At 37.7% G+C, this 12,376-nt stretch carries 19 protein-coding genes and 1 pseudogene; 2 read left to right on the top strand and 18 right to left on the bottom strand.

What is annotated here, in order from left to right:
- Window positions 1–3: 3 nt before the first annotated feature.
- Genes rplR through rpsJ form a run of 18 tightly spaced genes read right to left on the bottom strand, consistent with a single transcriptional unit; the run spans window position 4 to window position 7,980 of the window.
- Window positions 4–366 (bottom strand): 50S ribosomal protein L18, encoded by a 363-nt coding sequence (rplR, locus tag BN3004_RS03370; protein ID WP_058259859.1) that lies wholly within the window; start codon window positions 364–366, stop codon window positions 4–6.
- A gap of 12 nt (window positions 367–378) precedes the next feature.
- Window positions 379–915 (bottom strand): 50S ribosomal protein L6, encoded by a 537-nt coding sequence (gene rplF / locus BN3004_RS03365; protein ID WP_058259858.1) that lies wholly within the window; start codon window positions 913–915, stop codon window positions 379–381.
- Window positions 916–936: 21 nt separating this feature from the next.
- The gene (rpsH, locus tag BN3004_RS03360) at window positions 937–1,329 is read right to left on the bottom strand and encodes a 30S ribosomal protein S8 (protein ID WP_278315531.1); all 393 of its coding nucleotides are present in this window, start codon (window positions 1,327–1,329) and stop codon (window positions 937–939) included.
- Between the two features lie 21 nt (window positions 1,330–1,350).
- The gene (locus BN3004_RS03355; protein WP_058259856.1) at window positions 1,351–1,536 is read right to left on the bottom strand and encodes a type Z 30S ribosomal protein S14; all 186 of its coding nucleotides are present in this window, start codon (window positions 1,534–1,536) and stop codon (window positions 1,351–1,353) included.
- Window positions 1,537–1,549: 13 nt separating this feature from the next.
- Window positions 1,550–2,092, bottom strand: coding sequence for a 50S ribosomal protein L5 (gene rplE / locus BN3004_RS03350; protein ID WP_058259855.1), 543 nt, complete (start codon window positions 2,090–2,092; stop codon window positions 1,550–1,552).
- Window positions 2,093–2,106: 14 nt separating this feature from the next.
- Entirely contained in the window at window positions 2,107–2,421 is a 315-nt protein-coding gene (rplX, locus tag BN3004_RS03345) for a 50S ribosomal protein L24 (RefSeq protein WP_058259854.1), read from the bottom strand.
- Window positions 2,422–2,438: 17 nt separating this feature from the next.
- Window positions 2,439–2,807, bottom strand: a complete 369-nt coding sequence (rplN, locus tag BN3004_RS03340) for a 50S ribosomal protein L14 (protein WP_058259853.1) — start codon at window positions 2,805–2,807, stop codon at window positions 2,439–2,441.
- Between the two features lie 28 nt (window positions 2,808–2,835).
- Window positions 2,836–3,090 (bottom strand): 30S ribosomal protein S17, encoded by a 255-nt coding sequence (rpsQ, locus tag BN3004_RS03335; protein ID WP_019214294.1) that lies wholly within the window; start codon window positions 3,088–3,090, stop codon window positions 2,836–2,838.
- A gap of 4 nt (window positions 3,091–3,094) precedes the next feature.
- Window positions 3,095–3,301: a 50S ribosomal protein L29 gene (rpmC, locus tag BN3004_RS03330; RefSeq protein WP_058259852.1), complete on the bottom strand. Its 207-nt coding sequence runs from the start codon at window positions 3,299–3,301 to the stop codon at window positions 3,095–3,097.
- On the bottom strand, window positions 3,291–3,722 hold the full coding sequence (gene rplP / locus BN3004_RS03325) for a 50S ribosomal protein L16 (RefSeq protein WP_058259851.1): 432 nt from the start codon (window positions 3,720–3,722) through the stop codon (window positions 3,291–3,293). Before rplP ends, rpmC begins: the two co-directional genes overlap by 11 nt.
- Before the next feature lie 18 nt (window positions 3,723–3,740).
- Window positions 3,741–4,544: a 30S ribosomal protein S3 gene (gene rpsC / locus BN3004_RS03320; protein ID WP_058259850.1), complete on the bottom strand. Its 804-nt coding sequence runs from the start codon at window positions 4,542–4,544 to the stop codon at window positions 3,741–3,743.
- Between the two features lie 11 nt (window positions 4,545–4,555).
- Window positions 4,556–4,891, bottom strand: coding sequence for a 50S ribosomal protein L22 (gene rplV / locus BN3004_RS03315; protein WP_058259849.1), 336 nt, complete (start codon window positions 4,889–4,891; stop codon window positions 4,556–4,558).
- Window positions 4,892–4,907: 16 nt separating this feature from the next.
- Entirely contained in the window at window positions 4,908–5,192 is a 285-nt protein-coding gene (gene rpsS / locus BN3004_RS03310; RefSeq protein ID WP_058259848.1) for a 30S ribosomal protein S19, read from the bottom strand.
- A gap of 10 nt (window positions 5,193–5,202) precedes the next feature.
- On the bottom strand, window positions 5,203–6,036 hold the full coding sequence (rplB, locus tag BN3004_RS03305) for a 50S ribosomal protein L2 (protein ID WP_058259847.1): 834 nt from the start codon (window positions 6,034–6,036) through the stop codon (window positions 5,203–5,205).
- A gap of 18 nt (window positions 6,037–6,054) precedes the next feature.
- Window positions 6,055–6,351, bottom strand: a complete 297-nt coding sequence (rplW, locus tag BN3004_RS03300) for a 50S ribosomal protein L23 (RefSeq protein ID WP_058259846.1) — start codon at window positions 6,349–6,351, stop codon at window positions 6,055–6,057.
- Entirely contained in the window at window positions 6,351–6,971 is a 621-nt protein-coding gene (gene rplD, locus BN3004_RS03295; RefSeq protein WP_058259845.1) for a 50S ribosomal protein L4, read from the bottom strand. Before rplD ends, rplW begins: the two co-directional genes overlap by 1 nt.
- Window positions 6,972–6,989: 18 nt before the next feature.
- On the bottom strand, window positions 6,990–7,616 hold the full coding sequence (gene rplC / locus BN3004_RS03290) for a 50S ribosomal protein L3 (RefSeq protein WP_058259844.1): 627 nt from the start codon (window positions 7,614–7,616) through the stop codon (window positions 6,990–6,992).
- 49 nt (window positions 7,617–7,665) lie between these two features.
- Window positions 7,666–7,980, bottom strand: coding sequence for a 30S ribosomal protein S10 (rpsJ, locus tag BN3004_RS03285; RefSeq protein ID WP_019214284.1), 315 nt, complete (start codon window positions 7,978–7,980; stop codon window positions 7,666–7,668).
- 550 nt (window positions 7,981–8,530) lie between these two features.
- Between rpsJ and BN3004_RS03275 the strand changes: the two are divergent.
- Together BN3004_RS03275 and BN3004_RS03270 are read left to right on the top strand one after the other, a co-directional pair.
- Window positions 8,531–10,594 (top strand): annotated as a pseudogene (locus tag BN3004_RS03275) (NAD(P)H-dependent oxidoreductase subunit E).
- 9 nt (window positions 10,595–10,603) lie between these two features.
- On the top strand, window positions 10,604–12,349 hold the full coding sequence (locus BN3004_RS03270) for an NADH-dependent [FeFe] hydrogenase, group A6 (RefSeq protein ID WP_349267118.1): 1,746 nt from the start codon (window positions 10,604–10,606) through the stop codon (window positions 12,347–12,349).
- Window positions 12,350–12,376 lie beyond the last annotated feature (27 nt).

Raw genomic sequence — 12,376 nt, 5'->3', positions numbered from 1 at the left:
TCGTTAAAATTTTAGACCTGCTGATCTAGCTGCTTCAGCTAGTTCTTTAATCCTACCATGGTAGATGTAACCTGCTCTGTCAAATACTACTTCTTCTATGCCTTTTTCCTTAGCAAGTTCAGCAATCTTTGTTCCAACTGCTTTAGCTGCTTCAATGTTTGATGTTCTTTCTAAGTTTAAAGACTTATCAAGTGTTGAGCTTTGTGCAAGTGTTACACCGTTAACGTCATCTATAAGTTGTGCGTATATATGTTTATCACTTCTAAATACACATAGTCTTGGTCTTTCTTGAGTACCGGAAATCTTAGATCTGATTCTTAAGTGTCTTTTTTGACGACTTACTTTTTTTGCTTCTTTGTTTATCATCTAATTCTCCTCCTACTTACCAGTCTTACCAACTTTACGTCTTACATACTCATCAGTGTATCTGATACCTTTTCCTTTGTATGGCTCAGGCATTCTGAATGTTCTGATGTATGCAGCGTATTGTCCTACTTTTTGTTTGTCTAAACCTTTAACAATGATCTTGTCTTGTTCAGGCACTTCAACTGTGATTCCTTCTGGATCTTCTAGTTCAAGTGGATGTGAAAAACCAAGTGTTAAAGCTAATTTATTTCCATTCTTTTGTGCTCTATAACCTGTACCTATAATAGTAAGTTCTTTTGAGAAACCTTCTGTTACACCTATAACCATATTATGGATTAGTGATCTAGTTAGGCCGTGTAGAGCTTTAATTTTCTTTTCATCGTTAGGACGTTCTACGTTTAAGATGCCATCTTCAACTTTGATTGTAAGATCTTTTGAGATGTTTTCTTTTAGTTCGCCCTTTGGTCCTTTTACAGTAACTACTCCGTCATTAACTTTAATTTCTACGCCTTGAGGTACTGTAATAGGTTTAAGACCTATTCTTGACATTATTACTCCTCCTAGCTAATTTTACCATACATAGCAGATTACTTCTCCGCCCACTTTATCTTGTCTAGCTTTTTTGTCTGTCATAAGACCGTGGGATGTAGAAAGTATTGCTATACCTAATCCACCTAATACTTTAGGCACTTCGTTTGAATTTACATATATTCTAAGTCCGGGTTTAGAAATTCTCTTTATACCGGAAATTACTCTTTCTTTGTTTGGAAGGTATTTTAGTTCAACTCTTATTATGCCTTGCTTGTTGTCTTCAACGACTTCAAAGCCTTTTATATATCCTTCATCTAAAAGTATTTGAGCGATTTCTTGTTTAATTCTTGACTTCGGAATATCTACTGAATCGTGTTTTTGTGAGTTAGCATTTCTGATTCTTGTAAGCATATCCGCGATTGGATCCGTCATCATATTACATCACTCCTCCTTCTACCAGCTTGCTTTTCTTACGCCAGGAATTTCTCCCTTATATGCTAATTTTCTAAAGCATATACGACAAATTCCATATTTTCTAAGGTAACCGTGAGGTCTTCCGCAAATCTTGCATCTATTGTACTCTCTTACCTTATATTTTTGTTTACCTTGTTGCTTAGCAACCATTGATTTTTTAGCCATCTACTTCCTCCTTTTACTTTCTAAAAGGCATTCCAAGAAGCTCTAAGAACTCTTTTGCTTCTTTATCAGTATTTGCTGTAGTAACAATTATTATATCCATACCTCTGATTTCATCTACTTCATCGTATACGATTTCAGGGAAGATTAATTGTTCTTTAATACCTAATGCATAGTTTCCTCTACCGTCGAATGAAGTGCTACTAACACCTCTAAAGTCTCTTACTCTTGGAAGAGCGATGTTCATTAACTTGTCTAAGAAGTAGTACATCTTGTCTCTTCTAAGTGTTACTTTACATCCAATCTTCATGCCTTCTCTTAGCTTAAAGTTAGCTATAGATTTTTTAGCGTGAGTAACAACTGGTTTTTGTCCAGTTATTAATTCTAACTCTCTTAAGGCATTTTCAAGAACTTTTGGATTTTCTTTCGCATGTCCTAAACCGATGTTTATAACAACTTTGTCTAGCTTAGGAACTTGCATTATATTATCATATCCTAATTTTTCCATCATTTGAGGCACAATTTCTTCTTTGTACCTTGTTTCCAGTCTGGAAGCCATCCGTTCTACCTCCCTTATTTGTCTAATGTTTCTCCGTCGGCTTTCATGTATCTAACTTTCTTGCCGTCTTCCAAAACCTTATAGCCTACTCTTGTACCTTTTTTAAGTGATTCGTTATATACCATAACATTAGAAACATGTATTGCTCCTTCTGCTTTAATGATACCACCTGGTTCTTGAGGTCCACGAGCTTTTTGGTGTCTAGTTTGAATGTTTATTCCTTCAACTACGACACGGTCTTTCTTAGGTAATGTCTTTAGAACTTTACCTGTTTTTCCTTTATCTTTACCGGCAATAACAATTACCTTGTCGCCTACTTTAACGTGCATAATTTAACCTCCCTTCATTAAAGAACTTCTGGAGCTAGTGATATGATCTTCATGTAACCACCAGTTCTTAGTTCTCTAGTTACAGGTCCAAATATACGAGTTCCTACAGGATTTTTATCTTCTTTTACGATAACTGCTGCGTTATCATCAAATCTTATATATGATCCGTCTTGTCTTCTTATTGGTTGAGTTGTTCTTACTATAACAGCTTTAACAACGTCTCCTTTTTTAACAACGCCTCCTGGTGTTGCATTCTTTACAGTGCAAACCACGATGTCGCCCACTCCGGCATACTTTCTTTTACTGCCACCTAAGACTTTAATTACTAGTACCTCTCTGGCTCCGGAGTTATCAGCTACTCTCATTCTTGATTCAGCTTGTATCAATTTATTAACCTCCCTTCCTATAAAAGGACTATTTTGCTTTTTCTATAATTTCAACGAGTCTCCATCTTTTTGTCTTAGATAGTGGTCTTGTTTCCATAATCTTTACAAAATCGCCAACTCTTGCTTCGTTGTTTTCGTCGTGAGCCTTAAATTTAGTAGTTCTGTTTACTCTCTTCTTATATATAGGATGACTAACTTTTGTTTCAACTGCAACAGTTATTGTCTTTTCCATCTTATCAGAAACTACTGTACCTGTTCTAACTTTTCTAAGATTTCTTTCCATTGATTTAAGCCTCCTTTACTTGAGAAAGTTCTCTTTCTCTGACAATTGTTTTCACTCTAGCAATGTCTTTTCTAACTTGAGAAATTGTCTTTGGGTTTTCTAATTGTCCGGTAGCTAATTGGAATCTTAGGTTAAAAAGTTCTTTTTTAAGTTCTTTTTCTTTTTGATTTAATTCTTCAGTTGTTAAATCACGTATTTCTTTAACCTTCATTAGCTTCACCACCTTCTTCACGAACTACAAATTTAGTTTTTATAGGAAGTTTCATTGCTGCAAGTCTGATTGCTTCTCTTGCTACGTCTTCAGAAACTCCACCCATTTCGAATAATACTCTTCCTGGTTTTACTACTGCAACCCAATACTCAGGAGCACCTTTACCGGAACCCATACGTACTTCTGCAGGTTTCTTTGTTACTGGTTTGTCTGGAAATACTTTGATCCAAACATTTCCACCTCTTTTTATATATCTTGTCATCGCACGACGAGCAGCTTCTATTTGGTTTGCTGTCATCCATGTTGGTTCTAGTGCTTGAAGGCCGTATTCGCCGTAAGTAACTGTGTTACCTGAGTATGCTTTACCCTTCATTCTGCCTCTATGAACTCTACGATGCTTTACTCTTTTAGGCATTAACATAGTATGTTTTCCTCCTTACTAATCTTCTTTATTAGCGTCTTGTGCTTCTGGCTTAAAGTCTCTTCTGTTGTTATTGTTTCTTCTGTCTTTGAAGCCTGTATTTTGGTTGTTATTTCTTCTTCTCTTTTTGAAGTCTCTCTTTCTGTCGTCTTGACTTCTCTTTTTAAAGTTTTTCTTTCTTTCGTCAGTTACTTCTGGAAGTACTTCTCCTTTGTATAACCAAACCTTTACACCGATCTTGCCGTATGTTGTGTTTGCTTCTGCAAAACCGTAGTCGATGTCTGCTCTAAGTGTTTGTAGAGGGATAGTTCCTTCTGAATAACCTTCGCTTCTAGCCATGTCGGCTCCACCAAGTCTTCCGGAAACTTGAGTTTTGATACCCTTAGCTCCTTCTTTCATTGTTCTTTGGATAGCGCCTTTCATTGCTCTTCTAAATGTAATTCTTCTTTCTAGTTGGAAAGCAATGTTTTCTGCTACTAATTGAGCATCTAAATCTGGTTTTCTTACTTCTTCAACGTTTACTAAAACTGTCTTAGTAGTAAGTTTTTCGATTTTCTTCTTAAGTGCTTCTATACCTTCTCCGCCTCTACCGATTACGATACCTGGCTTTGCTGTGTATATAGTAACTTTTATTTTCTTTCTTGTTCTTTCAATCTTTAATTTTGAAACTCCTGCTTGGTAAAGCTCTTTTTTCAAAAATTCTCTTATCTTGTAGTCTTCAACTAAATTGTCAGAGAAACTTTTCTTGTCGGCATACCAATTTGAGCTCCAATCTTTAATAATTCCGACTCTTAGTCCATGTGGATTTACTTTTTGGCCCATTTCTTACCTCCTTATTTCTCGTCTGATACTACAACTGATAAGTGTGCAGTTCTCTTTAGTATTGGATAAGCTGAACCGTGAGCCTTTGGTCTATATCTTTTCATTCTTGGTCCATCAGTTGCTTGTGCATCCTTAACATATAGTTTGTCTCTATCTAAATCAAAATTGTTTGTAGCGTTTGCTATTGCAGATTCAAGTACTGCTAATAGTTCTCTTGCACCTTTCTTTGGTGTAAACTTTAAAATAGAAAGAGCTTCATCTATATCTTTTCCCCTAATTTCGTTACATATAAAATGTACTTTTCTAGGAGATATTCTAATATATTTAGCTATTGCTTTTGCTTCCATTTATATCCTCCTTCTATTATTTTACAGTTGCTTTCTTGTCGCCTTTATCAACGTGGCCTCTGAAAGTTCTTGTTAAAACGAACTCTCCAAGTTTGTGTCCTACCATATCTTCTGTTATATATACAGGAACGTGTTTTCTACCGTCATATACTGCGATTGTGTGTCCTATGAATTCAGGGAAGATTGTTGAACGTCTTGACCATGTTTTAATAACTTTTTTATCGTTGGCTTCGTTCATAGCTTCAACTTTTTTCATTAAGTGTTCGTCTACGAAAGGTCCTTTTTTAATCGAACTTGCCATTTAAACCCTCCTACTTGTCGTTTCTTCTTCTGATTATATACTTATCAGAATGTTTCTTTTTCTTTCTAGTCTTAAGTCCTAGAGCAGGTTTACCCCAAGGTGTCATTGGTGATGGTCTACCTATTGGTGCTCTACCTTCACCACCACCATGTGGATGGTCTACTGGGTTCATCGCTGAACCTCTTACGTGAGGGCGTCTTCCTGTTAATCTCTTCTTACCAGCTTTACCCATGTTAACTAGTTCGTGGTCAAGGTTACCTACTTGGCCTATAGTTGCCATACAATCAAGTAAAACTACTCTCATTTCGCCTGATGGTAATCTTAATTGTGCGTAGTTACCTTCTTTACCCATAAGTTGTGCGTATGAACCAGCACTTCTTGCTAGTTGTCCGCCTTTTTCAGGTTTCATTTCAATGTTGTGGATTAAAGTACCTACTGGGATGTCTCTTAATTTAAGTGCGTTACCTACTTTGATGTCGACATGTTCGCCAGCTTCGATCTTATCTCCTACCTTTAATCCTACTGGATGAAGGATGTATCTCTTTTCGCCATCTTCGTATTGAATAAGTGCGATGTTTGCTGTTCTGTTTGGATCGTACTCGATGTGAGCTACTGTTCCAACAACGCCTATTTTATTTCTCTTAAAGTCGATAATTCTGTATATCTTCTTAGCTCCCCCGCCTCTGTGACGAGATGTGATTCTACCAGTGTTGTTTCTACCTGAGTTTTTCTTAATGCTTTCTACAAGTGACTTTTCTGGTTTATCTCTTGTGATAAGCTCAAAAGCAGGTGATGCCATCATTCTTCTGGACGGAGTAGTTGGTTTATATGTTTTTATAGCCATTAAATTTCCCTCCTATCACTAATTTGCCATGCCTTCAAAGAATTCAATTCTCTTTGAATCTTCCTTAAGTGTAACAATGGCCTTTTTCCAGTTAGGTCTTCTTCCTTCGTGAGCGCCTTGTCTTTTTAACTTACCTTGCATGTTCATTGTGTTTACTTTTTCAACCTTTACATCAAAAACGTTTTCAACTGCCTTTTTGATTTCAGATTTGTTTACTCTTCTGTCTACTTTGAAAGTGTACTTACCTTCTTCCATATCTCTCATAGATCTTTCTGTTACTATGGGTTTTATGATTATATCATGTGGATTAAGCATTATTTGAACACCTCCTCAATAGTTTCTAAAGAAGCTTTTGTAATTATCATGCTGTCATGTCTTACTATGTCATATACGTTTATGTTTCTTGCTTCACTAATCATTGTGAATGGTATGTTTCTAAAAGCTCTTTGTGTATCTTTATCGTTATCTTTAGTAACTATATATGCTTTCTTTGCGTTAAGATTTTGTAGTGCTTCAAAAGCGTATTTTGTCTTAACTTCTTGTAATTTTATATCATCTACTATAATAAGCTCATTATCACGAACTTTGTTTGAAAGAGCTACCTTTAAAGCTTGTCTCTTTAACTTCTTAGGAAGTTTGTAGCCGTAGCTTCTTGGCTTTGGTGCAAATACAACTCCGCCGCCTTTCCATTGAGGGCTTCTTGTACTTCCTTGTCTTGCTCTACCTGTACCTTTTTGTTTCCAAGGTTTTCTTCCACCGCCTCTAACTTCAGCTCTTGTTAAAGTGCTTTGAGTTCCTTGACGTTTGTTCGCTAAATGATTAACTACTACTTGGTAAATAAGATGAGGGTTGTCTTCTTGATTAAAGATGTCATCATTTAATTCAATTGTCTCAAGTTCTTTACCTTCCATGTTTAAAACTTTATAACTTGGCATTTTAATCCTCCTTTAGCGCTATTTCTTTATTGCTTTTCTAACAGTAATTAAACCTTTCTTTGGTCCTGGTACAGCACCTTTGATTAGGATAATTCCGTTTTCTTTATCTACTCTTACTACTTTTAGGTTTTGAACAGTTGTTCTTTCATTACCCATGCGGCCCATCATTCTATGGCCCTTAAATACTTTTCCTGGCCATGTTGCAGCACCCATACCACCTGGCATTCTGTGGAATTTTGAACCGTGTGATTCTCTACCTCTACCGAAGCCGTGTCTCTTTATAACACCTTGAGTACCTTTACCTTTTGATGTTCCGATAACATCTACAAATTCGATGCCATCCATGATTTCAACAGTGATTTCATCACCTAAGTTGTATTTTTCTACATCGTCTACTTTAAACTCTCTAAGGTATCTTTTGTAGCTAGCATTAGCTTTTTTGAATTGACCCTTACGAGGTTTGTTTACATTCTTTTCATTGATTTCTCCAAAACCAACTACTATAGCGTTGTAACCGTCTGTTTCAACAGTTTTCTTTTGAACAACTACCATAGGTCCGGCTTGAAGAACAGTAACTGGAACTAAGTCTCCTGATTCTTCGAAAACTTGTGTCATTCCAATTTTCTTTGCTAAAATTCCGTTCATTAACTGCACCTCCATAATTTACAGCGGATTTTAAATAAAATCTTATAGATTATAGTTTTATTTCTATATCTACACCTGCAGGCACATTCATCTTCATAAGTGCGTCTACAGTTTTGTCGTTTGGTTCAAGGATATCGATTAATCTCTTGTGAGTTCTTTGTTCGAATTGTTCTCTTGAATCTTTGTTAACGTGAACTGATCTTAAAATAGTTACGATTTGCTTTTCTGTTGGTAGTGGAACTGGTCCTGATACCTTACAGCCTGTCTTTTTAGCAGCTTCAACAATTCTTTGAGCTGATTGATCTAAAAGTGTGTGATCGTAAGCTTTAAGTCTGATTCTGATTTTTTGTTTTTTGCTTGACATTTAATTACCTCCATGTAATATTTTTTACCTCTTAGAGAGTCAACTCTTACACACGCAGCCGTGCGTTTTCTCTAAGCGTAAATAAAATATGCCAATCAATCGCCTACTTCTTTTTTGAGTAGACTTGCATGAAACTAGGGAAATTACCACATCACGCAACAAAAAACATGATGCGCAACCTTTCTTAGTCATAGCCATTTGATTTAAGCACTCATCTATTATACATAATTAGCTCCTCTATGTCAAGGCTTTTTTAAAAATATTTTTACTTTTTTTAATTTTTTTCTCTTCCTTTATATATAGCAGAATATTTTTTGCCATATATATGGCATAGCTAATATACTAAATCTTCCTATTATATATGCCGTGTAATTTGTCAAAGATAAATATCGATTCACGCGTAAATCGATTTTGCTCTTTGCTAAAGAAGAAAATATATATTGATTTTTATAGTATAAACGATCTCTGATATAAATATTTACTAATTGACAAAGGGGCCTTTATATAATAAAATAGATTTGTGAGGATAAAAATACAAAGGAGGTAAATTATGGCTTTTTGTTTTAATAAAGATCGTGCGAAATTCGACGAGTTCTTACAATTTGTAGAAGAAAAGAAGAATGACAAAGGGGCTGTCATGCCTGTTCTTCAAGAAGCACAAAGACTCTTTGGATACATACCTGAAGAGATTGTAGACTTTATGGCTCTTAAATTAAATAAGCCAAGCAGCGAAATCTATGGCGTTGCATCGTTCTACAGTCAATTCACTTTTAAACCTAGAGGAAAGCACTCTATATGCATCTGCTTAGGTACTGCTTGCTACGTTAAGGGAGCTGACAAGCTTTTGGATGATTTCTTAAAGGAATTAAATGTAGCTAAGGGCGAAGCAACTGCGGACGGACTTTTCTCTATAGTTGAGACTAGATGTGTTGGTGAATGCGCTTTGGCACCTGTTGTAACTGTTGGTGAGGACGTCTACGACCATGTCAAAGAGAGTCAAGTCACTGAAATTATTAATAAATATAAGGAGTAGCATATGAATAAGGAAAATCTATTAGAAATTCAAAAGAAAACTAAAGATCTTCTTCTTGACAGACTTAAAAAGGACGGCTCTTTTAATATTGACGGTGACAAAATTACTAAAAAGGGTGAGTTTTTCGAAAAGCAAAAACGTATCGTTCTAAAGAACTGTGACATAATCGACTCATCGTCCTTAGATGAATACATAGCTTTAGGCGGATATTTCTCTTTAGAGAAGGCGCTTAATATGAAAAGAGAAGATGTAATTAAAGAAGTAAAAGCTTCTGGCCTTAGGGGCCGTGGTGGTGCGGGTTTCCCTACTGGAAGAAAGTGGGAAGCTGCTTTTAATCAGCCAGAAGGCATTAAATATGTAATTTGTAACGCAGACGAAGGCGACCCAGGTGCCTACATGGACAGATCCGTTCTTGAAAAGGATCCACACAGCGTTTTAGAAGGCATGGCCATATGTGCCTACGCTATTGGCGCGCAAAAGGGCTTCATCTACGTTAGAGCTGAGTATCCAAAGGCTGTTGAGAGCCTAAAGATTGCCATAAAAAAGGCAAATGAAAACAATTTATTAGGTGACAATATTTTAGGAACAGACTTTTCCTTCCAAATCGAGCTTCGTCTAGGCGCAGGCGCTTTTGTCTGCGGCGAAGGTACTGCTCTTATGGAATCTATCGAAGGAAAGCGTGGTATGCCAAGAAATAAAGAGTACAGAACTACTGAACGTGGTCTATGGGGCAAGCCAACTGTTATCAACAATGTTGAAACATTCGCTAACATCGCTCAAATCATTGAGCATGGCTCAGACTGGTTCACATCCATCGGCACTGAAGACTCGCCAGGAACTAAGGTTTTCTCACTTGTTGGTAAGGTTAAAAACTCTGGCCTAGTTGAAGTACCTATGGGTACGACAATCAGGGACATAGTTTTTGCAATAGGCGGCGGCATCCAAGATGACAAAAAGGCCAAAGCTGTTCAAACAGGCGGACCATCAGGCGGCTGTATACCTGAAAGGCTATTCGATACAAAGGTTGACTTTGCGTCTCTTAAAGCCATCGGCTCAATCATGGGCTCCGGCGGTATGGTTGTCATGGACGAAGACGACTGCATGGTAGACGTTTCAAGATTCTTCCTAGAATTCTCCGTTGACGAATCATGTGGTAAGTGTACGCCTTGTAGAATTGGTAACAAAAGGCTTTTAGAGCTATTAGAAAAGATAACTTCAGGAAATGGTAGTGAAGAAGACATAGAAAAGCTTGAAGATCTATCCATCATCGTGAGCAAAGCATCACTTTGCGGACTTGGTCAATCGTCTCCAAACCCGATACTATCAACATTGACATATTTCAGAGACGAGTATATGGCGCACGTTGGTGAAAGCAAAACTTGTCCAGCTAAGAAGTGCAAAAACCTACTTAACTACCACATCACAGATAAGTGTATAGGCTGCACAAAATGTGCTAGAAACTGCCCTGTTAACTGCATCGAAGGTAATGTTAAGGAAAAACACGTAATTGACACAGCTAAGTGTATCAAGTGCGGCAATTGCATGAACGTCTGCCCAGTTAAGGCAGTAGAATTGGTTTAGGAGGTACTTATGGCTAAGATGATAAATTTAAAAATTAACGGCGTTGATGTCTCTGTTGCAGAGAGAACTTCAATACTTGACGCTGCTAAGGACATTGGCGTAAAGATACCTACACTTTGCCACATGGACTTACACGATATAAAATTTGTAAATAAACTTGCTTCATGCAGGGTTTGTATGGTTGAAGACTTTAAAAGCGGCAAGCTACTTCCAGCCTGCGCGACACCTGTCAAAGAAGGCATGGAGATAAAGACTGAGTCGCCTCTTGCCATAAACGCGAGAAGAACTATAGTTGAACTGCTATTGTCAGACCATCCAAATAGCTGCTTGACTTGTGCTAAGAACTTAAACTGTCAATTGCAAAAGCTAGCACAAGACCTAGGCATCAGAGATATCCCATATCAAGGAGAAAGAAGACATATACCTATTGACTCGAGAAGCCTTTCAATGGTCAGAGAGCCGGAAAAGTGTATACTTTGCAGAAGATGCGAGACAATGTGTAACGAAGTGCAAACAGTTGGCGCACTTGCTGAGGTTGGCCGTGGTTTTGACTGCCACGTCGGCTCAACATTTAACAGAAGCATGTTCGAAACAACATGTACTTTCTGCGGTCAATGCGTTACAGTCTGCCCTACAGGCGCACTTCACGGCATGAACTATATTAGAAAAGTGTGGAAAGCACTTTCAGATCCAAAGAAATACGTTGTTGTTCAAACAGCTCCAGCAGTTAGAGTTGCTCTAGGCGAGCTATTTGGCATGGAGCCAGGAACTATAGTCACTGGGAAAATGGTTAGCGCACTTAGAAAACTTGGCTTTGACAAAGTTTTCGACACAAACTTCGCAGCCGACCTAACTATAGTTGAAGAAGCACACGAATTTGTTCAAAGACTTACAAAAGGCGGCAAGATGCCGATACTTACAAGCTGCTGCCCTGGTTGGGTAAACTTTATGGAACAACAGTTCTCAGATATGATAGACATACCGTCTTCATGCAAGAGCCCTCACGAAATGTTCGGAGCCGTTGCAAAGACTTATCTTGCTGAAAAGCTTAATGTAGATCCTAAGGATATGGTAGTCGTATCAATCATGCCTTGCCTTGCGAAAAAGTATGAATCAGCAAGAGACGAGCTTAAAAATAAGGGCCACAGCGATGTTGATATAGTAATTACAACAAGAGAACTAGGCGCTATGATTAAAGAAGCAGGTATCAGCTTTAAAGACCTTAAAGATGAAGAATTCGACGACCCGATGGGTGAATCAACAGGAGCAGGCGCTATCTTTGGAGCAACAGGCGGCGTTATCGAAGCAACATGCAGAACAGCTTACGAAACAATCACAGGAAAAGAGCTTGAAGAGATTGAATTCACTGCACTTAGAGGCCTAAACGGCATCAAGGAAGCAAGCATAGATATAGACGGAAGAAAAATTAGAATCGCCGTTGCCAATGGCCTTGGTAATACAAGAAAGCTACTAAACATGGTTAAATCAGGCGAAAAAGAATACGACGCTATAGAAGTTATGGCTTGCCCAGGCGGATGCATAGGTGGAGGCGGTCAACCGTTCCACAACGGCAAAATCTCAACACTTAAGAAGAGAGCCGAAGCCATATACAATATAGACGAGCACAAGACAATTAGAAAGTCACACGCCAATCCAAAAATCAAACAATTGTATGATGAATACCTTGGCGAAGTTGGCGGCGAATTAGCACACGAACTTTTACACACACACTACGAAGCCGATCCAAAAATGTAATTAGATAATAGATAAAAATTAATGCAG

The sequence above is a fragment of the Fenollaria timonensis genome (assembly GCF_001457835.1).
Classification (GTDB): Bacteria; Bacillota; Clostridia; order Tissierellales; family Peptoniphilaceae; genus Fenollaria; species Fenollaria timonensis.
This window is presented reverse-complemented; position numbering and strand designations above follow the sequence as displayed.